Below are 21,325 nucleotides of genomic sequence, written 5' to 3'. Positions count from 1 at the left end.
CGACCTTCATGCGCCGACTCTGGCTGATCGATGCAAGCTACATCCACGCGAACAATCTCGCGCTATTAGGTGCCCAGCGCCGGATTGACTATCTGCGGCTGCGCACACTGATCGAAGAAGAGCTGGGCCCACTCTGGCGCGGCTACTTTCTCAATTCCGCTCAGGATGAGCCAAACGAGGGTCGAGACCGCTTCCATAACTGGCTTCAAACCGCCGTGCCCCACGGCCCGAACCTGATCGTTCGTCTCTACGGGCTAAAAAGCGAGCCCGTCCGCGCCGCCTGGTGCGCAGACTGTGCCACGAAGGTCGATGTCCGCTGCCCACACGGTAGCGGCCAGCACCAACTGTTCAACCAACGTCAGATGGGCGTGGATGTCGGCCTGGCTACGCTCGCGCTCATCCATCAGGAGCGCTATGACGGCCTGGTCCTGTCATCCGGCGACGCCGATCTGATGGACGCCGTTGAGCATCTCTCCGAGCATGGCAAGCGCATTGAGCTTGCAGTCTTCAGCACGGGGGTGGCCACCGACCTACAGGCCCGGGCTGACCGGGTGCTCTGGATCGATGACCACCTGAAAACGCTCACGGGCGACGGCGCAGCGCCCGCTTAGGCGTCCTTGTCCCCCAGGCCTCGATGGTCAAGGCCTGCCGCCTGATCAAGGCGGGGGTGGTCGGCACAGAACGCGGCCGCCAGCTGGCCAGTCCGCGACTCTTCCGTATCGAGTGCCTGCAAGGTCTCTGCGACCGCGTGTGTGCACGCCAGCACGTCACGCGTGCAGCCGCTCTCAGAGATCGTGTGCATATTGCGGATCGGCATGCCCACGGACGTTGCGGCACAGTCCACATTACCAAGCACGCCGGCCATACCGTCCGTTCCCGTGTCGGCGCCGACCACATCCCGCTGGATCGGGATGGCTTTTTCATGCGCCACGGCTTCGATGCGACGATTGAGCTGCTCGCTCACGATCGATCCCACGCTCATGGTGAAGCCATCCCCCATGGAGATCGGGGCCATCCGTTTGTCACCGATCCCCGGCGCGGCTTTGTAGTCGTGGTTCACATCGACACCGATGATCGCGTCCGGTCGCATCTCGCTGACGAGCACACGGCTGCCAAAGCGGCCAATTTCCTCATAGGTCGCCGCGGCGAACAGCATGCGAATGTTTTTCGCCCCGCCCGCTTCGGCAACAAGCCGCGCGGACTCGGCCGCGACGAAACAGCCAAGCCCGTTGTCGAGATACGCCCCATAAAAGCTATCAGGCCCGAACCCTCGGCGAATCGGCCGGTTCATCAGGATGCTGTCGCCCGGGCGAATCCCCAGCGCCTCCACCTGCTTTTTGCGGTCTTTCCCATGGAGCTGTAGCTCCACATAGAGCTGCTCCTTACGCACGCCCTTCTCCCCGCTTCGCAGTTTCGGATCAGCGAAGTGGATGGCGCCCAGTGCTTCCACTGTGCCCCCGTCCAGGCGTCGGTAACGGCCCGGGGCGTCCGGATCCTCGCTGAAAAGGGTGACCTCGTGTCCAATCAGGGTGGTGGGCAGAAACGAGTCACTGTTAATCCAGATCTTGCCGTCCTCGCCGATGCTGCGAACCTGCATGCGGATCTTGTCGGCATGACCAATCACCATGACGGTGAACAGATCATCGCGGCCCGGGTGCGTATCGAGCACCACACCAGCATGGCCCTTGAATGTCTGCACGGTCCAGCCATCGGGGGCAATTTGCTCGAAATAGGGCTTGAGCACGCCGTGGGTCATCGCCCCTTCAAGCCCGATCGGGCTCGGTGCGGCGAGAATATCGTGCATCAGCTGGAACTGCGCGTCGGGCATGGCGGTTGCCCAGGGCTTCGCGGTATCGGCCATAGTTGCCTCGTATCTGCTGGTAGGGGATAAACGTCAACCGTTAGGATAACGCGGACTTGCCCACGGGAGGACCCCATTGCCAGGCATCATGCCGCACATCCGGATTGTGGATACGCCCGTTAGCGGCTCATCAGAGCGGATACAGCGTGACTGGCAGGGGCCGGGCGGCTGGATGCAGCTTGAGGGCTCGCCAACCGCACTCTACCGAGCGCACTTTAGCGACCGCGGCCCCACACCGTATAGCCCCGCAGAACCCGTGCCATCGCCCTGGCACCAGGCAGACGGGTGGCTCGATATCGCACTGCAAGGAACAGCGCTACAGCGTGCAGTCTGGCAGGCCCTAACGCACATCCCCTTTGGATCCACGATCAGCTACTCGGCACTCGCCCGGTGGGTTGGTCGGCCGACCGCTGTCCGCGCGGTGGCGAGCGCGGTAGCGGCCAACCCACTGCCGGTGCTGCTACCGTGTCACCGGGTCATTCGCCACAATGGCGCGCTGGGCCATTACATCGCAGGCACCGCTGTGAAACGTCAACTGCTCGAATGTGAGCATGCATCCGATTCGGAGGCTTCATGAACCCGCTCGAAGCAACGCGCGCAGCCGGCGAATCCCGCCTTGCCCAATTCCTCCCGCACGCAGGCGCCGACTACACCGACTGGCGTAACCATGATTTTGGCCCGAATGGCGACAACCGCGTCTCTGGGCTATCGCCCTGGCTCCGCCATCGCTTGCTGACCGAGGAGGAGGTGATCGACGCGGCCGCGCGCGTCCACGGGCTGACGGGCGCCGAGAAGTTCATTCAGGAGGTCTGCTGGCGGAGTTACTGGAAGGGCTATCTCGAGCGCCGACCCGTGCATTGGCACGACTACCGAAAGACGTTGGATGAGGCGCTTACGGGCATCGCGAGGGACAAACGGCAAAACCAGCTTTTGCTCAACGCGCTGGAGGGAAACACAGGTATCGAGTGCTTCGATGCCTGGGTCGATGAGCTCATCCAGACGGGTTATCTGCACAACCATGCACGGATGTGGTTCGCGAGCATCTGGGTATTCACCCTCGCGCTGCCGTGGGCAATCGGCGCGGACTTTTTCCTGCGCCACCTCCTCGACGGCGACCCCGCGTCCAATACGCTGTCGTGGCGCTGGGTGGCCGGTCATCACACCGCCGGGAAAACCTATTTGGCCCGTCCGTCGAATATCGCTCGTTATACCAATGGGCGCTTTAACCCCGTCGACTCACTCGCCGCAGAGGCGCCTGCACCGCCGGCGAGTGACCGGCCGCCGCTTCAGCCCATCCCGGATGAGCCCGATTTCGAGCTCAGCGAGACAACGGGGCTGCTGATCACCGAGGAGGACCTGCATCCGGAGTCGTGTTTTGGCGAAAGACACTGGCCGCTGGTTGTAAGCCTGCAGACGACTGGATGGCGCAGCCCACTGTCGATATCAGCTCACGTGCAGGGCTTTGTCACCGATGCGCTTGTCGATGCGATGACCCGCAATCCGGGTGTCCAAGCACTTGGCCCGATTGACCTCGTGGATACCGCAGCGGGTGATCGTCTTGTCGAGCTGCTTCAAACAGCGGGGATCGGAACGCTCGTCACGCCTTGGGTTCCCGCCGGGCCGACCGCCGATGCCCTCGCCGCTGTGGAACCCATCCTGTCAGCTGTGGGGATTCGGCTGGTCAAAGTGCCTAGAGAATGGGATGTCACCGTCTGGCCCCACGCGACACATGGCTTTTTCCGTTTCTGGAAAGCCGTGGGCCCCATGCTCTCGGAGCGCTATGCGGCCTTTGAAGCGTGATCAATCTCAAAGCCGAGGATCCGTATCGCCTCTCGGTATCGGGCGAGGAGATCAGCCTGGTTTTGGCCGCCCAGGAAAATCACCCCGATCTCATAGCTGTAGCTGTCCTGAAATCGCAGCGTATCGAGATCCATCCCCGGTTCCACGAGCACATGGAGCTCGGCTTCGGGGAAACGCGCCTTTAACGCCTCGATATCGGCCGCCTCGGGCACGCGCCTGACAATCCCTGGCCGGAAGACCCGCAACATGAACTTCGCGGCCATCGGGGACTGACCCTGACGGTAAGGAAACGCCGGCGCTTCGCCGAGCCCGAGATTCACCATGACCTGTAAATGAGACGCGCCATCCACCTCAACAAAGAGCGGCGAGTGAGATTTTGAGCAACGGGCATTCACCTCGAGCAAGGCAAGCTGATCCGTTGCCCGTGACCAGAAAAACTCCATGTTGAACGGCGCGTTGTCGTAGCCCGCATGGGTGATTACTCGACGCGCCGCGTCAATCATCCGATCCTGGACACGGCGAGGAAGCTGTGAGGGATACTGATAACGCTGAAAGCTTGATCGATGGCGGCCCGCGCGTATCGAGTCAATGATGCCGTAAACATGCACATCGCCCTCGAACACATAACCTTCCAGCGTGCACTGCTGTCCCGCACTAATGATCTGCTCAGCGATACAGTGATAGCCGTCCACTGCCGAGACCTCCGGCGGCAGTGACGCTTTTTCGAGCACCTCGTTAAAGGGTTGACCAAATTGCGCGATGCCTCGGCGGATCTTTTTGATCGCCTCATCAAACCGCGCATCAGAATCAATCCGAAATCCCAGATAGGACGAGTGGGCCTTGATCGGCTTGAGCCAGAACGGGTAATCCAGCGTCAGCCCCGCCCGAGGAACATCAGCGAACGGATCCACTGCAGCGAACCCCGGAATGAGGTCTGGCACGGTGGCCTGCTGCTCGAGCCGGGCCCAGTACTTATGCTCAAGACGCAGGACCGCGTTCAGCCCTGCGCCGCTCAACCCCCACCGCTCTCGAAGGATGGGTACCAGCGTGCTGGTCGGGAAGTCCCAGTAAGTGCAGACCGCATCCACGCTGCCGGAAAAAGCCTCGAGCGTCGCGCGACTCTTCTCAAGCATTTCGTTGACGGGAAACCGCTCGGGGTGGATTGCCTCGTGTTTGTTGAGCAGCGGGTGAAACGCGATCTGCTTGCTACCCTGTATCGTCGCGAGCTGCCGGCGATGAAAATCATCCAGCCCAAAGATAAACACATTCCTCATTTGGCTCACGACAACCTCCCTGGCCCTCGTTTGGCGTGGACTACAGCCCTCCTCCCTCCGTCTGCCATGACAGGGAACAAGTTCCGCAGATCGGGGGAGGACCGACTCTCGCTGTTTTCGGCCCGAGAATTGTGAAAAAATAACGACTTAGTCGATCGAATTATCAGTAGGAGAGAGAATCGCGATGAGCACACTCCAGGTCCCCGCGGATGGCGCACCCATCACCCTTGATAATGGCGTGTTGAACGTTCCCGATAACCCCATCATCACCTACATCGAAGGGGATGGGATCGGCGTTGATATCACGCCCGTCATGCAGCGCGTGGTGGATGCCGCGGTGGAAAAGGCCTATGGCGGCCAGCGCAAAATCCACTGGATGGAAGTGCTCGCCGGCGAGAAGGCCAATAATGAGCTGGGTGCCTGGCTACCCGACGAGACCGTCGAGGCCATCCGCAAGTACCTGATTTCGATTAAGGGCCCGATGACCACGCCGGTCGGCGGCGGGATCCGGTCACTTAACGTGGCGCTTCGCCAAGTGCTTGACCTGTATGTGTGCCTGCGCCCCGTGCGCTGGTTCAACGGCGTGCCATCCCCGGTCAAGCACCCCGATCAGGTGGACATGGCCATCTTTCGGGAGAACACCGAGGATATCTACGCCGGCATCGAGTTCGAGGCGGGTTCCAGTGAAAACGAGCAGTTCAAGCAATTCCTCGCCGAGCACTTCCCCTCCGCTTACGCCAACATCCGCTTCCCTGAGGAATGCGGCTTTGGCATCAAGCCAATCTCCCGCGAGGGCACGGAGCGGTTGGTGCGCGCCGCCATTCGGTACGCCATCGACAACCAGCGCAAGTCGGTGACGATTGTCCACAAGGGCAACATCATGAAGTACACCGAAGGCGCCTTCCGCACCTGGGCCTATGAACTCGCCGAGCGCGAGTTCGGTGCAGAGACGTACACCTGGAGTGAGTGGGAGCGGACTGTCGCGGAAAAGGGTCAGGAAGCGGCCAACGCTGAGCAGGACGCCGCGGTCGCAGCCGGCCGGGTCCTTGTGAAAGACTCCATCGCCGACATCACGTTGCAGCAGGTGCTCACCCGTCCGACCGACTTCGAAGTCATCGCGACGATGAACCTGAATGGCGACTACCTGTCTGATGCGCTCGCCGCGCAGGTCGGCGGAATCGGCATCGCCCCGGGCGGCAACATCAACGAGCAGACCGGCCATGCCGTATTCGAGGCCACCCATGGCACCGCCCCGAAATATGCGGGCAAGGACATGGTTAACCCGGGCTCCATCGTTCTGTCCGCGGAAATGATGCTGCGTCACCTCGGTTGGAGCGAGGCGGCCGACCTGGTCCTCGTGGGGATGGATGCGGCCATTGCCAGCAAAAACGTCACCTATGACTTCGCTCGCCTCATGGACGGCGCCACCAAGGTCAGCTGCTCACAGTTCGGCGAGGCCATCGTCAAGCGCATGCAGGCCTAGGGGCTGCGCACGGTCGTGGACGCCGAGCCCGCCATACAGACACCGCAACAGCCTGGGGTGGCTGCGGCGGCACGGCGTATCCACGAAGGCTTTGAGCGCTACAACCAGCAGTTCCGACGGATCACCAGCCGCGCTGCGCGTCGATTTGAGCAGCGCGACTGGAAAGGTCAGATGGCAGACATTGCCGCACGCATTGAGCTCTATGAACAATGGGTACGGCGCACGGTCGACGGCTTACCCGAAGACCTGGGAGAGCAACTGAGCGACCACGCCCTCTGGCCCAGTATCCGCGAGTATTACGGCCTGCGCGTGGCCTCGATGCCCGACGCGGGCTTCATGAAAACCTTCTTCAACTCCATCACCCGGCGGGTCTTTGGGACCCGTGGCGTGGATAGCGCGGTCGAATTCGTCCAGCCACCACCCGAAGAGGGGATCGAGTCACTCACCATGCGCCGTTACCCCTGCTGGGGTGACCTGGAGGGGGCTTGCAAAGCCATCCTTCAGGATTTCCGCTTTCGCCGGGTCTATGTCGACTCCGGGAAAGACGCGGTGGCAATGGCAAGGCGCATCCGGGAGGCGATTGGCGAAGATGCCGATGCCCAGTGTCTGCGCTTTGAGTTTATCGACTCGCACTTCTTTCAGGGCACCAGGGCTTATCTCGTCGGCCGGATCCGGCTGCAGAACGGTAGCCGACCGATTGTCATTGCCCTACGCAACGGCGATGAGGGGGTTGAGGTCGATGCCACGCTGGTCACTGCCGATCAGATTGGCGTGGTCTTCTCTTACACACGCTCCTACTACTTCGCGGATCCCACCTCAGTCGTTGCGGCCGTCCAGTTCCTGCATGACATCCTGCCAGGCAAGCCGATTGACGAACTCTATACCGTGCTCGGGCGCTTACGGCAGGGTAAAACGGAACGATATCGCTCTCTGATCCAGCACCTTAAGCGGACGGATGACGACATCGTCCATTCCGCGGGTGAACCCGGTCTGGTCATGATCGTATTCACCCTCCCCTCGTTTAACCTGGTCTTCAAAGTCATGCGGGATGTCTTTCGGCCACCGAAGACGACGACCCACGACGACGTCCACGAGAGTTATCGGCTGGTGTCACGCCATGATCACGCCGGACGCCTGATCGATACGCAGCATTTCCGCAATCTGGAGCTGCCCCTCGGACGTTTCTCAGGAGCGCTTCATGAGGAGCTGCTACGCGAAGCCGGGCACACGGTCAGCGAGGAAGGCGACAAGCTGGTCTTTCGCCATGCCTACGTCGAGCGCCGTGTCCGGCCACTCAATCTTTACATCCGGGAAGTCGAGGCAACCGAAGCGCAGCGGGTGATTCTAGATTATGGCCGCTGCCTCAAGGATCTCGCGGAGACCAACATCTTCGCGGGCGACCTGCTGCTAAAGAACTTCGGCGTCACCAGCTCCGGGCGCGTGGTGTTCTATGACTACGACGAAGTCATGCTGGTCACGGAGTGCAATTTCTTTGAGCTACCCGAGCCGGACGAGGACTACCCGCTCATGGACCATGGCGCCCGCAATTTCGTGGGGCCTCGAGATATCTTCCCCGAGGAGTTCATCCGCTTTCTGGCTATGCCCAATGCCCTGCGGCAAACCTTCCTTGAGGCCCATGCGGATCTGCTCACAGCGACATACTGGCGCGACGTAAAGCAGCGTCGGGAGTCCGGCGAAGTCGCCGAAATCGTCCCGTATGCACGCCAAAGTGTTGCACCTCAGCGTATTGCCCTGTAATTGATCAGAGATTATTCGAACGTCAGGAGCTGAGATGGAATTTTTTGCCGATACGGCGGTGATCGATGAGATTCGCGAGCTGAACGAGTACGGTCTGTTAGATGGGGTGACGACGAACCCGTCCCTCGTCGCGAAAGCCGGTGGCGATTTTCTCGAAACCGTTGGGGAGATTTGCCGAATTGTCGATGGACCTGTCTCGGCTGAGGTAGCCGCCATCGATGCCGAGGAAATGATTAAAGAGGGGCGCGTGCTAGCGGCCATCGCCTCGAACGTCGCGGTGAAGGTGCCGCTCACATTACCGGGGCTCAAGGCCTGTCGCGTCCTCCGCGCTGAGGGGGCGGCCGTTAACGTGACCTTGTGTTTTTCCGCCAATCAGGCCTTGCTCGCCGCCAAAGCCGGCGCCACCTACATCTCGCCGTTCATCGGCCGGCTCGATGACATCAATCTGGATGGGATGGAGCTCATCTATGACATTCGCGCGATCTACGACAACTACGACTTCGAGACCAAAATCCTGGCGGCCTCCATCCGCTCAGCGAACCATGTCAGCGCTGCCGCCCTCGCCGGCGCGGACGTCGCCACGATGCCACCCGCGGTGATTCGTGGGTTAGTCAGTCATCCGCTAACTGACAAAGGACTCGAGACGTTTATCGCCGACTGGCAGAAGACCGGGCAGAAGATCATTCGGTGAGGCCCTGTTGCTTCGTGGGTTCGAACCCCCGCTTCTGTCAGACACAAAAAAGGGGCCTGCGGCCCCTGTTTTTATGTCTGGCGGAGAGGGTGGGATTCGAACCCACGAAGGGCGATTAAGCCCTTACTCCCTTAGCAGGGGAGCGCCTTCAGCCACTCGGCCACCTCTCCATATGAGACCGAAGAGGATACGGCAATGGTCTTGGGCCGTAAACCGGCCAGCGTCAGTCGCTGTCCTTATCGTCTGAGCCGGAAGGCTTCTCGCTCTCGTCCTGAATGCGATCGTAGATTTCTTCCCGATGCACCGAAACGTCCTGCGGTGCCTTCACCCCGATACGAACCTGGTTGCCCTTGACACCCAATACCGTGACCGCGACATCGTCGCCGATCATGAGGGTTTCGCCGACCCTGCGGGTCAGAATGAGCATTCTGCCGTCTCCTAATTATTGTCGTGTTACCTACCTCTCGGACTCGTAGAGCGAGGTAAATATCCTTCAAACGGCATGGAAACCGTTTACCGAAGGCGACAATTGTATCGCTTGAACACTCCCTTGTCTGCCGTTCTAGTTAAATTGAACCCCTTCGGATGGGGGGTAACTTAATTTGCCGTCTCACCCTCGACGCTCACTGTTTTCCCGCTTCGGTCATCCAGATCAAACGCCCGATGAAGCGCGCGAGTACCCAACTCCAGGTACTTCTCTGCGACGACCACGGAGATTTTGATTTCAGAGGTCGAGATCATCTGGATGTTGATGCCTTCAGCGGCCAGCGAATCGAACATCAAACTCGCCACGCCCGCATGCGAGCGCATCCCGACGCCCACGAGGGACAGCTTAACGATCCCGGTATCACCAAACACTTCACGGGCGCCTAGCGTTTCCGCCTGATGCCGCAGGATCTCCAGCGCGCGGTCGTACTCGCTTTTGTTCACCGTAAAGGTGAAATCGGTCAGCCCATCGTTACTGATGTTCTGGACGATCATATCCACTTCGATGTTCGCTTCTGCGATTGGGCCGAGGATCTGTGCGGCGATACCCGGGGTGTCCGGCACACCGATCATGGTGAGTTTGGCCTCATCCCGATTGAACGCGATCCCCGCGATCAAGGGCTCTTCCATACTGCCCTGGGGCATGTTGTCTCCTTCCATTGTAATCAACGTCCCTGGTCCCTCCTCGAATGACGACAGTACCCGTAGTGGTACCTGGTATTTGCCAGCGAACTCTACGGCACGAATTTGCAATACCTTGGAGCCAAGACTGGCGAGCTCCAGCATTTCCTCGAACGTAATCCGGTCAAGTCGGCGCGCCGTTGGGACTACCCTGGGATCGGTTGTGTAGACCCCGTCGACATCCGTGTAGATCTGACATTCATCAGCGCCAAGCGCCGCCGCCAATGCGACAGCCGTCGTATCTGACCCGCCGCGCCCGAGCGTGGTGATCGAGCCATTCTCATCCACCCCCTGAAAGCCCGCCACGACGACAATGCGACCGGCGCCAAGGTCCTCGCGGATCACCTCGGCGTCGATATCCTGAATGCGCGCCTTGCTGAACGCACTGTCGGTGAGGATCTGCACCTGTGCGCCGGTATAACACCGCGCCGGGGCGCCCATACGCTCCAGAACCATGGTGACAAGCGAAATCGTGACCGTCTCACCCGTGGAAAGCAGCAAGTCGAGCTCACGCGGCCGCGGACCGTGCCCCTGAGCCGCGCCGTGTGCAAGCTCAGTCAGCCGATCCGTCTCACCCTTCATGGCCGAAACCACGATCACCACATCATGACCTGCCTGACGTGAGGCCATGGCCTTGCGCGCAACATTTTCGATGCGCTCGATGTTGGCGACGGATGAGCCCCCAAACTTTTGGACAATCAGCGACATGCTTTACCTTCTCGCTCCAAGTTATTGCTCAAGACGCGCCCGCACCCAGGGCAGCACCTGTTTCAATGCATCCGGTACCGCTTCCGGTTGACTACCCCCGGCCTGGGCAAAATCGGGCCGCCCGCCGCCACGCCCGCCAACCGGCTCTGCGACGACGTTAATCAAGTCACCCGCCTTGATGCGATCAGTCACGTCCTTGGTGACGCCAGCGACCAGACGGACCTTACCGTCGGCCACCGCCGCGAGAACCACGACCCCACTGCCCAGGCGGTTCTTCAGCTGATCCACCGTCTCCCGAAGCGAGTCACCGCCTGACTCCACACTGACCGCCAGGACCTTGACCCCCGCCACCTCCTCGGCCTGATCCGCAAGGGACTGTCCGGCCTGTGTGGCAAGCCGCTGCTGCAGACGCCCGAGCTCGCGGTCAAGGTCCCGGCTTTTGATGATTTCCTGGTCGATGCGTGGCAACAGCTGATCAGGTGTGGTCTTCAATCGATCCGCGGCGCTGTTCAGCGTCTCACGCGCTTGCTGTAGCTGCTCGACCGCCGCCTCGCCGGTGACGGCCTCAATCCGACGGACGCCGGAGGAGACAGCGGCCTCTGTCGTGATCGAGAAAAGGCCGATACGACCCGTACGGGGGACATGGCAACCACCGCACAGTTCGGTTGAGAAATCGCCGAACCGCACAACACGGACCCGGTCTCCATACTTCTCGCCAAACAGCGCCATCGCCCCAAGCTCGACCGCGCTGTCATAGTCGGTCTCGAAAATATCCGCCCCCTCATCCCGCCGAATCCATGCATTCACCAGTAACTCGATTCGCTGCAGGGCATCCGTGGCAATCGGTTCAAAATGCGAGAAATCAAAACGCAGGCGACCGGGCGCGACCAGTGACCCCTTCTGGTGGATATGCTCGCCGAGTATCTCCCGCAGCGCGGCATGCAGTAGGTGCGTTGCCGTGTGATTTAGCGTGGTCCGATGACGGCGGTCTTGATCAATGCGCGCATCAACGGCATCACCGAGCTGCAGAACACCCTCGGTGAGTCGGCCAATATGGCCACGGGCATTGGCATACTTCTGGGTATCATCGACCGCGAAGTGAACGCCCTGGGCCAGTAATTCCCCCGAATCACCGACCTGACCACCAGCCTCGGCGTAGAACGGCGTCCGGTCAAGAATCACCATCCCGGTTTCCCCAGCGTGTAAGGCGTTAACAGCGCCACCATCGCGGTAAAGGCCAATCACCTCGGCGGCATCTTCTTTAACTTCGTAGCCACTAAAGTGCGTGGTGCCCCCGAAATCAGCGGCCCCCCCATACTCTGCACGGAAGGTGCTGGCCGCTCTCGCCCGCTCACGCTGTGCGGACATCGCCGATTCAAAGCCCGCCATGTCGAGATGTAGGCCCTGCTCGCGGGCCACATCCGCTGTCAGGTCTACTGGAAAACCGAAGGTGTCGTAGAGCTTGAACACCGTGTCACCAGGGATGGTGTCACCCTCAAGGGTGGCCAGGTCATCAGCCAGCAGCCGCAGACCCTGCTCAAGGGTCTCGCGAAAGCGCTCTTCTTCCTGTCGCAGGACGCGCTCGACCGTTGCCTGTGCGGCTGGGAGTTCCGGGAACGCCTCACCCATTTCCTGATTGAGCGGGCCGACGAGCCGATAGAAAAACGGCTCGGCAATTCCGAGTTTATAGCCATGGCGAACGGCCCGCCGAATGATCCGGCGCAACACATAACCGCGGCCTTCGTTACTCGGGAGAATCCCATCCACGATGAGGAACGCACAGGCTCTGATGTGATCGGCGATCACTCGCAGAGAGCTGTCTTCGGTATCTTGCGTACCGGCCAGTTCGGCAGCGGCGGCAACGAGGCGCTTGAACAGATCAATATCAAAATTGTTGGTCACGCCCTGGGCGACGGCCGCGATTCGCTCAAGGCCCATACCGGTGTCAATAGAGGGCTTTGGCAGCGGCGTCAGAGCGCCATCGCCCCCGCGATCGTACTGCATGAAAACGAGATTCCAGATCTCGACGTAACGATCGCCATCCTCCTCCGGTGTCCCCGGTGGGCCACCCGCCACTTCCGGGCCATGATCATAGAAAATCTCGGAGCACGGCCCACACGGCCCGGTATCACCCATGGACCAGAAATTGTCTTCCGCACCAATGCGCGAAAAACGCGCAGGGTCGACACCAACGTCCTCCAGCCACAGCGCGGCAGCTTCATCATCCTCTTCGTAAACCGTTACCCACAGACGTTCCGCCGGTAGCTCAAGGACCTCGGTTAAAAAAGCCCACGCATAGCGTATGGCGTCACGTTTGAAATAGTCGCCGAAGCTGAAGTTGCCCAGCATTTCAAAGAAGGTGTGATGCCGTGCGGTGTACCCGACGTTTTCCAGGTCGTTGTGCTTGCCGCCGGCCCTGACGCAGCGCTGCGAGGAAACCGCGCGCTGATATGGACGATCTTCCCGCCCCAGGAAAACCTCTTTGAATGGCACCATGCCCGCATTGGTAAAAAGCAGCGTCGGGTCGTTGCCCGGCACCAGCGATCCGCTCGGAACGACCTCGTGGCCCCGCTCGGCGAAAAACTGCTGAAAGGCGGTTCGAATCTCGGCGCTCGTTCTTGTCATGCCTATTCGCTTTTAAGGTGTGTTGTCGTCGCTTTCGCTTACCTGCGCCAGCACTCGCGTTACATGATCGCCGCTAAAGCCCCGGTTGGCCAGAAAGCGTGCCTGTTTGCCCCATTCCTGGCGATCGCCAGGTGCCGCGCCAAATCGCCGCTCCCAGGCCGCACGACAGCGCTCGCGCCATTCATCGTCGCCCAAATCAAGTTGAGGCGCGGCCAGATCACCGCCGATGCCTCGCTCAGCAAGATCGGCCCGAATTTTGACCGGGCCGTACCCGGCCTCCAGACGCTGGCGAACAAACTGCTCAGTAAAGCGCTCGTCACTTAAAAGACGCTCAGCGGCCAGTTCATCGAGTACCCGATCAGAGACATCACGGTCATAGTCACGCTGCGCCAATTTTGCACGCAGCTCCTGGCGGGAGTGCTCGCGGCGGGCGAGCAGCCGGATGCACTGCTCGCGAACCGCCGCATCACTGTTATCGTCTTGCATCGGGCTCAGGCGTCGGCATCGGCCTCATTCGGCTCGGCCTCTGTGGAGTCGGTCTGCCCGCCGGCTGGCTTTGGCAGCAGCCGCTCACGCAGGACCTGCCGCAGCTCATCGGCAATCGCCGGATGCTCTTTGAGATGATTGCGGACATTGTCCTTGCCCTGCCCGATCCGGTCCCCGTTATAGCTATACCAGGCGCCGGATTTCTCGATCAGGCCTTCCTTGACCCCAAGGTCGATGAGTTCACCTTCCTGGGAGATGCCCTCGCCATAGAGGATCTCGAATTCGGCCTGACGGAATGGCGGGGCCATCTTGTTTTTCACCACCTTGACCCGCGTTTCGTTGCCGATCACCTCATCGCCCTTCTTAATGGCGCCGATGCGGCGGATATCCATGCGAACCGAGGAGTAGAACTTCAGCGCGTTCCCGCCCGTTGTGGTCTCTGGACTACCGAACATGACGCCGATCTTCATGCGGATCTGGTTGATGAAGATCACCGTGGTATTCGAGCGCTTGATGTTGGCAGTGAGCTTGCGCAGCGCCTGCGACATCAGCCGAGCCTGCAGCCCGACGTGGGAGTCACCCATCTCGCCTTCGATCTCGGCTTTGGGTGTTAGTGCGGCGACCGAGTCGACCACGACGATGTCCACCGCACTGGAGCGCACCAGCATGTCCGCGATCTCAAGGGCCTGTTCACCCGTATCGGGCTGAGAGACCAGCAACTCATCAACATCCACACCGAGCTTGCCCGCGTAGTCCGGATCAAGGGCATGCTCGGCATCCACGAACGCCGCGGTCCCGCCTGCGCGCTGCGCCTCGGCAATGGCCTGCAGCGTTAAGGTTGTCTTACCGGACGATTCCGGCCCATAGATCTCGACGACTCGGCCGCGTGGTATGCCCCCGACACCCAGCGCAATGTCAAGCGTCAGTGAGCCCGTCGAGATAACGGGGATATTCCCGACGGCACGGGCGTCGCCCATGCGCATCACCGCACCCTTACCGAACTGCTTTTCAATCTGCCCGAGTGCCGCACCCAGGGCTTTCTTGCGATCGTTGTCCATGCTGATTCCTTGGCCTGCGACGCTACGAAAAAGAAGCTTAATTATCCCACAGACCCGGCAGAGCGCCCACCCCGCCGGGTCCGCAATCGACGCCGATTATCCGGTGTGCGGTGCCTCGCCAAGCCGACTCAGCAATCCAGTCAGGGCCAGGACGAGCGCCTGACGTCGTACGGCATCCCGATCACCAGCAAACTGCTCAGCCGCCGACATGACCCGCCCGCCGGGTAGGGCCCAGGCGCACCAGACCAGACCCACCGGCTTTTCAGCGGTACCGCCTTCGGGACCGGCTACACCGCTGATCGCGACTGTCACGACACCGGGATCATCCGCTTTAGCGCCTGAGGCCATGGCCTCAACAACCGACTGACTGACCGCGCCATCCTGATCCAATGCCGTCTCGGAAACCCCCAGGAGGCGTTGTTTAGCCGCATTGCTGTAGGTCACCACCCCATGGGCGAACCACCGCGAGCTACCCGGCCGATCGGTGCAGAGCTTTGCCAGCCAGCCCCCGGTGCAGGACTCCGCGGTGACAAGCTGTAGCGCGCGCCCAAGGAGCGTCTCCGCAAGCTGTCCGGTCAGCTCATGCAATCGCGCGTCATCGGCGGGCTGCATACAACCGATCAGCGTACAACGGTCACTGGGCAACCCGCTCGGTGCAGGACTCGCTGACTGACGCTGCCCAGCAGCATCTCTTTAAAGCCACTCAGCCCACGACTGCCAATGACGATCATGGGGTCTGTCGTCTGACCGGCGTGCTCCACGATGGCCTCGGCCGGGCTGCCCGCCAGGATGGTCTCTTCAACGCTGTTCTGCGACTGGCCAATGGCCTGGCGCGCCGTATCAAAGGCTTGGCGAGCACTTCTGTCACGAAGCCGGGCAAAGGCATCCGGCGAGAAGTACTCGAGTTCATCGCGCTGGGGCGCCTCGGTCGGCACGCCGAACATATCGACCGGATCCCGAGGAAAGGCGAACAGCAAGCGCAGTGGCACATTAAGCGCCTCCGCCAAACCGGCGGCATAGGCCGCCGATTCGTTGGCGCCGTCCGAGCCGTCAACCGGCACAAGAATAATGGCAGGACGCTTCGACATGGTGGGTTCCTCCCGTCACTGTTGAATTGGATTAGCGGCTTACCGCAAGGCCCATCTCGGTGATCATGGGCTCAAAAACGCCACCGACCAAGTAGGCAATGATCGCCGCACCCCCACCCATTAGCAACGTCTCGAGGCCGGCGCGCCATCGTCCCTCGCCCAGGACCACGCCTTTCATAAAACCGATGCCGAAAAACGTTAGCGCGGTGAGCAGACTGCTCACCGCAAAAGCGATGTCGACACCCAGGGCGGGTAAGAGAAAGGGCAGCAGGGGAACAGAGCCGACCAGGACGAATGCGCCAAACGTCCAGAGCGCGGCACGCGTGGGGTTCGCGCCCTCAAGCTCCAGGCCATGCTCCTCACGCAGCATGGTATCGACCCACAGCGACTCATCAGCAGAAATCGTGGTCACAATGCGCTCCAGCACGTCTCCCTCGAAGCCCTTGCGCGCAAAAATCTGCCGGATTTCCTCGCGCTCCCCATCCGGCACCTGGCGGATATGGCGATTTTCGGTACGACGCGCCTGGTCCACGGCATCCCGGTCGCTCTTAACGCCTTGGTAGTTGCTAATACCCATGCTAAAGCCATCGGCAATGAGACTGGCCAGACCCAGGCTCAGCGCGATCAACCCGGGCAGCCCCGCTCCAGCCACACTCGCCACCACGGCAAACGTGGTCACGCAACCATCGATACCGCCCAGGATGGCATCCCGCAGGTAACTGGGCTTTCGGCCCTCGTCCAGACGTTGGCGAATGGCCTCGGGATGGTGGCTATGCTCCAAATCTGACATCTCTGCCGCGCCTGCGTATCCTGCCGCGAAAAGGCAAGCATGCCACAGTCGATTTTCTTTGTCGGGGGCGTCGAACAGACATGAGCGCAAGCGTGGCGATCAACGGCTATGGGCGCATAGGCCGGAGTATTCTGCGGGCGATCCATGAGCGCGCGGACACGGCCCCCCTGCACTTGGTCGCCATTAACGAGCCGGCTGACCCCGAGGCGGTTGCGCTGCTGACCCGTTATGACAGTAGCCACGGGCCATTCAAGCGTGCCGTTTCCCATGACCCAAGCCATCTGATCGTCGACGACCAGGCCATTCGGCTGTTGCCGGGCCAGGAGCCCGCACACCTTCCCTGGGAAGCGCTTGGCATCGATCTGGTGCTGGAGTGCACCGGTCTCAACGCTGACCGCAGCGCGGGGCAAGCCCATCTGGATGCGGGCTCACGACGGATTCTGTTCTCCCAGCCCGCCACGCCGGATATGGATATCACGGTCATCCACGGCTTCAATCACGAAGCGATCCGCTCGAGCCACCGGATCCTGTCAGCCGGGTCATGCACCACCAACTGCCTGTTACCCCTCCTTGATATCCTCCAGGCGTCGTTCGGGTTCCGGCATGGAACGGCCACGACCCTGCATGCAGCGATGAACGACCAGCCGGTGACGGACACCCTTCGCAGCAATAGCCTGCGCCTGACCCGCGCAGCACTGAACGGCATGGTCCCGGTGGACACCGCGCTCGCTCGGGGGATTACGCGACTCAAACCCGAGTTGGAGGGCCGAATTGATTGCACACACCTGCGCTTGCCGACAACGGCGGTTTCCGCCATGGATATCACTGTCGTGGTCGAACAACCCACCACGCGGGCTGCGGTTGAGCAGGCGCTGACCGACGCCGCGAGCGCCACATGGCGAGATCGACTCGGCGTCTGCGATGACCCGGTCAGCTCAGTGGATTTTGCGCATGACCCACGCTCAGGCATCGTCGATCTCACACAGATACGAGTGGTCGACGACCGCGTCGTGAAACTTTTGTGCTGGTTTGACAATGAGTGGGGATTTGCCAACCGGATGGTCGATATCGCCCTGCAGCTCACCCAGCTGGATCAATCACCACGGGGATGAACGCGGAGTGTCCAGACCTCCGGGCCTTCGGTCACGGGTGTTACCTCGAACCGGCCCGGATAGCGGGTCTCAATGTGCCCGGCAAGGCGGGCGGGCGGCTCGTGAAAGACGAGCAAGAGATCCTCACCGGCTCGGACGGTCTCTAGGGCCTGTTCAACAAGCCCAAGCCGCTCCCGCGCTTGATGCAGGCGCAGGTCAATCACACCCCCGGGATAGGCTGGCTCGGGATGATCGCTAGAAGCCAAGAGGGGATGTTTCCTCAAAGGGCGTCGAGTCGGTGAGCAACTGCTGGAGTGTAGGCTCTGACATCTTGACCAGTTCGGCGCTGGCGTCGAGCTCGGAGGCAACATCGATCGGTGCTTTGCGCACCGGCCCAGCAGCCTCCGCGCTAAAAATCAGATAAACCACCCCATAGGAGGCAGCGAGCACATCTATACGCCAGGTAACGCCCGCCTCATCTTTGAGTATCCGCATGGCCGGCCTCCACGCTCAGTAAAGCAGTGCTAAAGTGTACAGGTTTGTTCGTCGGGAGCCCGCATGACCCAGCGTGATCACGAAGGTCCCTCTGTCTGGCTGGTGATGATCCTGTTATGGGGCTCGGGCTTGTATCTGCGGCTTACCGTGATGGTCGCGCCGCCATTGGCGCCGGTCATCGCCAATGACCTGGGCCTTGGTCAGGCGGCCACCGGGTCACTCACCACCTTGCCGATTCTCATGTTGGCCGTGGCTGCCATTGCTGCGTCATACACCATCAGCCGCATTGGGGCCCGCAACACCCTGGCCGGCGCGCTGGTACTGATCGCATTTACCTCTGCCCTGCGCGGCGCGGGCGAAATCCCCCTGTTGTTCGCGGCCACCGCGGCAATGGGGATCGCCATCGCGGCTGTCCAACCCGCGCTTCCGACACTACTGACTCAATGGTGTCCCCAGCGCATTGCATTCGGCACGGCCGTTTACATGAACGGCATGCTCATGGGCGAGGTCCTTGGCTCAACCCTGACTATCCCCGTCATGCTGCCGCTAGCCGGTGGTGACTGGCGCCTCGCCCTCCTCTACTGGTCTGCCCCCGCCCTGATCCCGGCGCTGGCTCTGATGACGCTCGTGCGCTCGCCAGCGACAGACCATGAGGATACGGGGAGCTGGATGCCCGAGTGGCGCCGGCCCTTGGTCTGGCGCCTCGGTGCGCTGCTCGGTGCCAGCGGATCATTGTTTTTTGGCACAAATGCCTACCTGGGTAGCGTCCTCACCGGTCGGGGTGAGACCGAACTCCTCGCGGCCGGACTGATCCTGCTGAACGGCACCCAGCTGCTGGCCTCGTTGCTCATGTTCTGGTTGGCGAGTCGCTGGACGGGCCGGCCAACACCGCTCATTACCTTGATGATCGGGGGTGTCGGATTTCTCACGATTTTCGTGCTTGTCCCCGGCGTACCCGGGTTACTGGCACTCGCCCCGGCTGGGCTGGCCGCTGGCATGACCCTCATTCTCATGGTGGGGCTACCGCCGCTCTATACCCGAGGCAACGCCACCGCCGCACTCGCTGCCGGCATGTTCGGCATCGGCGCTGTCATCAACTTCGTTGTTCCATTGGGGGGTGGATTCATTGCGGATCGGATGGGCGTGCCGGGCATGGCGATCATCCCGATACTGATCTACAGCGCCCTCGTCCTGCCGCTCGCGCGCGGATTACCCAGGGTGCCGGCCTGACTGCGATCAGACGGGCTTATCCCAGGCGTAGAACGCCATTGGCGGGATATTGAGCCACTCGCGCTCAATTGTCGGTTGGCCAAGTACAGATGCGGCCAACCGCCGCACTTCATCGCGAAACTGATAGGCCATGAAACGGCCACCCGGCGCCAGTGCTTCCCAAATGCCCTGAATGATGGCGAGCCCCGCTTCCCGCGGCATGGTCGAGAAAGGAATACCCGAGAACACGACATCGGGTGCCGGCAGGTCATGACCACGGAGGATGCCGGCCAAATCATCCGCACTGCCTTGCTGCACGATTAATCGTGGATCAGCCAGTGTTTGCAGGCGTGTGATAAACGCAGGATTGGTATCGATGGCAAGCAACCGCGCGTCAGCACCTAGCCCATTGAGCACCGCGCGCGTCGTACCGCCCGTTCCCGGCCCCAGTTCCACGACAACATCGCTTGCCGGGGCATCGATCACACGGGTGATCCGCCGCTCGAGAAATCGCGAACTGGGAATGACCGAGCCCACTTCCCGCGGGCGCTCAAGAAATCCGCGCAAAAAACTGGCCTGGTCGGAAAAACGCGTCACATCCACTCCAGCTTGCTTGAACACACTCACCGTGAACGACAAGATGGCGTCATGGTGATTCGATTCCTTCGCAGCATGCTTGGCGCCAATGGCCACGACAACCCCCCGGGCGTTGCGGCCGAGAGTGAACATCACGGCTACCTGATTACCGCTATGCCAACCGAGGAAAGCGGTGGATGGCGAGTGAGCGGGACCATCTCCGGTGATATTGACGGTGAGACCCGCACAGTGACGTTTGTGCGCGCTGACATCTACGGCAGTCAGTCAGTGGCCGCCGAGATGACCCTGCTCAAGGCGCGGCGCCTCATTGATGAGCAGGGCCGCCGACTTTTTAACGGCGGCCACTAACGCCGCCATCCGGCTGCGCCAGCTCAGTCCATATACTGGCCCCCATTGATGGTCAGCGTTGAGCCGGTCACGAAGGCCGCGGCATCACTGGCGAGATAGGCGACGGCTTCGCCAATCTCTTCAGCTTCACCCAGACGCCCCACTGGGATCTGCCCGATGATCTTGCTCAGAATCTCTTCCGGCACCGACTGGACCATATCCGTGCCGATATACCCCGGTGAGACCACATTGGCGGTGACGCCCTTGCGGGCGTTTTCCTGAGCAACGGCTTTGGTAAACCCGATAATGCCGGCTTTGGCCGCCGAGTAGTTGGACTGCCCCATTTGGCCTTTTTGGCCATTGATCGAACTGATCTGAATGATGCGCCCGAATCCGCGATCACGCATGCCGTTGATCACAAGCCGGGTCATATTGAATGCCGAGGAGAGATTGGTCCGTATAACGGCCTCCCAATCCTCCGGCGCCATCTTGTGCAACGTGCAATCTCGGGTGATCCCCGCATTGTTCACGAGCACGTCCACTGGCCCGAACTCGGACTCCAGGGCTGCAATCCCCGACTCACACGCCGCGTAATCGCCCACATCCCATTTGCGAGCCGGAATACCGGTGTCCTCAGTGAACGTCGCCGCAGCTTTGTCATTGCCCTGATAGGTCACCACCACCTGATGGCCGCTCTCACGTAGCGCCCGGGCGATGGCGGCACCGATCCCTCGGGTTCCGCCGGTTACGAGTGCAGTTCTCGACATTCCTTGCTCCTCCTCGAAAGTGGCTACTGGACCGACCATAACCACCGAGA

23 protein-coding genes and 1 tRNA gene are annotated in these 21,325 nt (G+C 61.1%); 9 read left to right on the top strand and 15 right to left on the bottom strand.

What is annotated here, in order from left to right:
* Positions 1–8 precede the first annotated feature (8 nt).
* Complete coding sequence (locus SPISAL_RS03905; RefSeq protein WP_016353166.1) at positions 9–611, top strand: NYN domain-containing protein; 603 nt, start codon at positions 9–11, stop codon at positions 609–611.
* Here the strand turns inward: SPISAL_RS03905 and SPISAL_RS03900 are convergent.
* Positions 608–1,861: a M28 family peptidase gene (locus SPISAL_RS03900; protein WP_016353165.1), complete on the bottom strand. Its 1,254-nt coding sequence runs from the start codon at positions 1,859–1,861 to the stop codon at positions 608–610. The genes SPISAL_RS03905 and SPISAL_RS03900 overlap by 4 nt on opposite strands.
* Before the next feature lie 76 nt (positions 1,862–1,937).
* Here SPISAL_RS03900 and SPISAL_RS08655 point away from each other — a divergent pair, with 76 nt between their 5' ends.
* Positions 1,938–2,438: a methylated-DNA--[protein]-cysteine S-methyltransferase gene (locus SPISAL_RS08655; protein WP_222821394.1), complete on the top strand. Its 501-nt coding sequence runs from the start codon at positions 1,938–1,940 to the stop codon at positions 2,436–2,438.
* The gene (locus SPISAL_RS03890) at positions 2,435–3,661 is read left to right on the top strand and encodes an FAD-binding domain-containing protein (protein WP_016353163.1); all 1,227 of its coding nucleotides are present in this window, start codon (positions 2,435–2,437) and stop codon (positions 3,659–3,661) included. The genes SPISAL_RS08655 and SPISAL_RS03890 overlap by 4 nt, the downstream gene beginning before the upstream one ends.
* Here SPISAL_RS03890 and SPISAL_RS03885 read toward each other — a convergent pair.
* The gene (locus SPISAL_RS03885; RefSeq protein WP_016353162.1) at positions 3,640–4,935 is read right to left on the bottom strand and encodes an ATP-grasp domain-containing protein; all 1,296 of its coding nucleotides are present in this window, start codon (positions 4,933–4,935) and stop codon (positions 3,640–3,642) included. The two genes, SPISAL_RS03890 and SPISAL_RS03885, sit on opposite strands and share 22 nt — an antisense overlap.
* A gap of 178 nt (positions 4,936–5,113) precedes the next feature.
* On the opposite strand from SPISAL_RS03885, the gene icd reads away from it, so the two are divergent.
* From icd to fsa, 3 genes are read left to right on the top strand one after another with little or no spacing between them, the layout of a single operon-like run.
* The gene (gene icd / locus SPISAL_RS03880; RefSeq protein WP_222821402.1) at positions 5,114–6,418 is read left to right on the top strand and encodes an NADP-dependent isocitrate dehydrogenase; all 1,305 of its coding nucleotides are present in this window, start codon (positions 5,114–5,116) and stop codon (positions 6,416–6,418) included.
* Between the two features lie 15 nt (positions 6,419–6,433).
* The gene (aceK, locus tag SPISAL_RS03875; protein ID WP_016353160.1) at positions 6,434–8,176 is read left to right on the top strand and encodes a bifunctional isocitrate dehydrogenase kinase/phosphatase; all 1,743 of its coding nucleotides are present in this window, start codon (positions 6,434–6,436) and stop codon (positions 8,174–8,176) included.
* Positions 8,177–8,210: 34 nt separating this feature from the next.
* Positions 8,211–8,867 carry a fructose-6-phosphate aldolase gene (fsa, locus tag SPISAL_RS03870; protein ID WP_016353159.1) on the top strand — a complete coding sequence of 219 codons (657 nt, stop codon included), beginning with the start codon at positions 8,211–8,213 and terminating at the stop codon, positions 8,865–8,867.
* Between the two features lie 78 nt (positions 8,868–8,945).
* On the opposite strand, the gene SPISAL_RS03865 is transcribed toward fsa, so the two are convergent.
* The 9 genes from SPISAL_RS03865 to SPISAL_RS03825 all read right to left on the bottom strand — a co-directional run bounded on the left by SPISAL_RS03865 (position 8,946) and on the right by SPISAL_RS03825 (position 16,789).
* Positions 8,946–9,037, bottom strand: a tRNA-Ser gene (locus SPISAL_RS03865).
* Between the two features lie 53 nt (positions 9,038–9,090).
* Positions 9,091–9,294 carry a carbon storage regulator CsrA gene (csrA, locus tag SPISAL_RS03860; protein WP_016353158.1) on the bottom strand — a complete coding sequence of 68 codons (204 nt, stop codon included), beginning with the start codon at positions 9,292–9,294 and terminating at the stop codon, positions 9,091–9,093.
* Between the two features lie 170 nt (positions 9,295–9,464).
* Positions 9,465–10,742, bottom strand: coding sequence for an aspartate kinase (locus SPISAL_RS03855; RefSeq protein WP_016353157.1), 1,278 nt, complete (start codon positions 10,740–10,742; stop codon positions 9,465–9,467).
* Positions 10,743–10,763: 21 nt separating this feature from the next.
* Complete coding sequence (alaS, locus tag SPISAL_RS03850; protein WP_016353156.1) at positions 10,764–13,367, bottom strand: alanine--tRNA ligase; 2,604 nt, start codon at positions 13,365–13,367, stop codon at positions 10,764–10,766.
* A 12-nt stretch (positions 13,368–13,379) separates the two neighbouring features.
* Positions 13,380–13,853: a regulatory protein RecX gene (locus SPISAL_RS03845; protein WP_016353155.1), complete on the bottom strand. Its 474-nt coding sequence runs from the start codon at positions 13,851–13,853 to the stop codon at positions 13,380–13,382.
* Between the two features lie 5 nt (positions 13,854–13,858).
* Positions 13,859–14,911: a recombinase RecA gene (recA, locus tag SPISAL_RS03840; protein WP_016353154.1), complete on the bottom strand. Its 1,053-nt coding sequence runs from the start codon at positions 14,909–14,911 to the stop codon at positions 13,859–13,861.
* Between the two features lie 96 nt (positions 14,912–15,007).
* On the bottom strand, positions 15,008–15,523 hold the full coding sequence (locus tag SPISAL_RS03835; protein ID WP_016353153.1) for a CinA family protein: 516 nt from the start codon (positions 15,521–15,523) through the stop codon (positions 15,008–15,010).
* 8 nt (positions 15,524–15,531) lie between these two features.
* Positions 15,532–15,999, bottom strand: coding sequence for a universal stress protein (locus SPISAL_RS03830; protein ID WP_016353152.1), 468 nt, complete (start codon positions 15,997–15,999; stop codon positions 15,532–15,534).
* A gap of 31 nt (positions 16,000–16,030) precedes the next feature.
* Entirely contained in the window at positions 16,031–16,789 is a 759-nt protein-coding gene (locus tag SPISAL_RS03825) for a VIT1/CCC1 transporter family protein (protein ID WP_016353151.1), read from the bottom strand.
* An 80-nt stretch (positions 16,790–16,869) separates the two neighbouring features.
* On the opposite strand from SPISAL_RS03825, the gene SPISAL_RS03820 reads away from it, so the two are divergent.
* Complete coding sequence (locus SPISAL_RS03820; RefSeq protein WP_016353150.1) at positions 16,870–17,901, top strand: type I glyceraldehyde-3-phosphate dehydrogenase; 1,032 nt, start codon at positions 16,870–16,872, stop codon at positions 17,899–17,901.
* Here the strand turns inward: SPISAL_RS03820 and SPISAL_RS03815 are convergent.
* Entirely contained in the window at positions 17,883–18,146 is a 264-nt protein-coding gene (locus tag SPISAL_RS03815) for a DUF2249 domain-containing protein (protein ID WP_016353149.1), read from the bottom strand. The genes SPISAL_RS03820 and SPISAL_RS03815 overlap by 19 nt on opposite strands.
* Positions 18,136–18,375, bottom strand: a complete 240-nt coding sequence (locus tag SPISAL_RS08930) for a hypothetical protein (protein ID WP_016353148.1) — start codon at positions 18,373–18,375, stop codon at positions 18,136–18,138. The genes SPISAL_RS03815 and SPISAL_RS08930 overlap by 11 nt, the downstream gene beginning before the upstream one ends.
* A 63-nt stretch (positions 18,376–18,438) precedes the next feature.
* Between SPISAL_RS08930 and SPISAL_RS03805 the strand changes: the two genes are divergently transcribed.
* The gene (locus SPISAL_RS03805) at positions 18,439–19,605 is read left to right on the top strand and encodes an MFS transporter (protein ID WP_016353147.1); all 1,167 of its coding nucleotides are present in this window, start codon (positions 18,439–18,441) and stop codon (positions 19,603–19,605) included.
* A gap of 6 nt (positions 19,606–19,611) precedes the next feature.
* Here SPISAL_RS03805 and SPISAL_RS03800 read toward each other — a convergent pair whose 3' ends face one another.
* The gene (locus SPISAL_RS03800; RefSeq protein WP_245539908.1) at positions 19,612–20,181 is read right to left on the bottom strand and encodes a class I SAM-dependent methyltransferase; all 570 of its coding nucleotides are present in this window, start codon (positions 20,179–20,181) and stop codon (positions 19,612–19,614) included.
* A gap of 51 nt (positions 20,182–20,232) precedes the next feature.
* Between SPISAL_RS03800 and SPISAL_RS03795 the strand changes: the two genes are divergently transcribed.
* A complete protein-coding gene (locus SPISAL_RS03795; RefSeq protein ID WP_016353145.1) occupies positions 20,233–20,529 on the top strand; it encodes an HlyU family transcriptional regulator in 297 nt (98 codons plus the stop codon).
* A 23-nt stretch (positions 20,530–20,552) separates the two neighbouring features.
* Here the strand turns inward: SPISAL_RS03795 and phbB are convergent, their stop codons facing one another.
* Complete coding sequence (gene phbB, locus SPISAL_RS03790) at positions 20,553–21,275, bottom strand: acetoacetyl-CoA reductase (protein ID WP_016353144.1); 723 nt, start codon at positions 21,273–21,275, stop codon at positions 20,553–20,555.
* Positions 21,276–21,325: the final 50 nt, after the last annotated feature.

It is taken from the genome of Spiribacter salinus M19-40, from assembly GCF_000319575.2.
GTDB lineage: Bacteria > Pseudomonadota > Gammaproteobacteria > Nitrococcales > Nitrococcaceae > Spiribacter > Spiribacter salinus.
Note: the sequence above shows the minus strand (reverse complement) of the source record. Positions and strands in the feature narration are given on the sequence as shown.

What these genes read in the sequence shown, in the direction of transcription:
- SPISAL_RS03820 (WP_016353150.1), top strand. Translation starts at nt 16,870, where the DNA reads ATGAGCGCAAGCGTGGCGATCAACGGCTATGGGCGCATAGGCCGGAGT.
- SPISAL_RS03845 (WP_016353155.1), bottom strand. Translation starts at nt 13,853, where the DNA reads ATGCAAGACGATAACAGTGATGCGGCGGTTCGCGAGCAGTGCATCCGG.
- SPISAL_RS03795 (WP_016353145.1), top strand. Translation starts at nt 20,233, where the DNA reads ATGGTGATTCGATTCCTTCGCAGCATGCTTGGCGCCAATGGCCACGAC.
- SPISAL_RS03905 (WP_016353166.1), top strand. Translation starts at nt 9, where the DNA reads ATGCGCCGACTCTGGCTGATCGATGCAAGCTACATCCACGCGAACAAT.
- SPISAL_RS03830 (WP_016353152.1), bottom strand. Translation starts at nt 15,999, where the DNA reads ATGTCGAAGCGTCCTGCCATTATTCTTGTGCCGGTTGACGGCTCGGAC.
- fsa (WP_016353159.1), top strand. Translation starts at nt 8,211, where the DNA reads ATGGAATTTTTTGCCGATACGGCGGTGATCGATGAGATTCGCGAGCTG.
- SPISAL_RS03885 (WP_016353162.1), bottom strand. Translation starts at nt 4,935, where the DNA reads ATGAGGAATGTGTTTATCTTTGGGCTGGATGATTTTCATCGCCGGCAG.
- SPISAL_RS03805 (WP_016353147.1), top strand. Translation starts at nt 18,439, where the DNA reads ATGACCCAGCGTGATCACGAAGGTCCCTCTGTCTGGCTGGTGATGATC.
- SPISAL_RS03890 (WP_016353163.1), top strand. Translation starts at nt 2,435, where the DNA reads ATGAACCCGCTCGAAGCAACGCGCGCAGCCGGCGAATCCCGCCTTGCC.
- phbB (WP_016353144.1), bottom strand. Translation starts at nt 21,275, where the DNA reads ATGTCGAGAACTGCACTCGTAACCGGCGGAACCCGAGGGATCGGTGCC.
- SPISAL_RS08930 (WP_016353148.1), bottom strand. Translation starts at nt 18,375, where the DNA reads ATGCGGATACTCAAAGATGAGGCGGGCGTTACCTGGCGTATAGATGTG.
- alaS (WP_016353156.1), bottom strand. Translation starts at nt 13,367, where the DNA reads ATGACAAGAACGAGCGCCGAGATTCGAACCGCCTTTCAGCAGTTTTTC.
- SPISAL_RS03825 (WP_016353151.1), bottom strand. Translation starts at nt 16,789, where the DNA reads ATGTCAGATTTGGAGCATAGCCACCATCCCGAGGCCATTCGCCAACGT.
- csrA (WP_016353158.1), bottom strand. Translation starts at nt 9,294, where the DNA reads ATGCTCATTCTGACCCGCAGGGTCGGCGAAACCCTCATGATCGGCGAC.
- recA (WP_016353154.1), bottom strand. Translation starts at nt 14,911, where the DNA reads ATGGACAACGATCGCAAGAAAGCCCTGGGTGCGGCACTCGGGCAGATT.
- SPISAL_RS03855 (WP_016353157.1), bottom strand. Translation starts at nt 10,742, where the DNA reads ATGTCGCTGATTGTCCAAAAGTTTGGGGGCTCATCCGTCGCCAACATC.
- SPISAL_RS03835 (WP_016353153.1), bottom strand. Translation starts at nt 15,523, where the DNA reads ATGCAGCCCGCCGATGACGCGCGATTGCATGAGCTGACCGGACAGCTT.
- SPISAL_RS03900 (WP_016353165.1), bottom strand. Translation starts at nt 1,861, where the DNA reads ATGGCCGATACCGCGAAGCCCTGGGCAACCGCCATGCCCGACGCGCAG.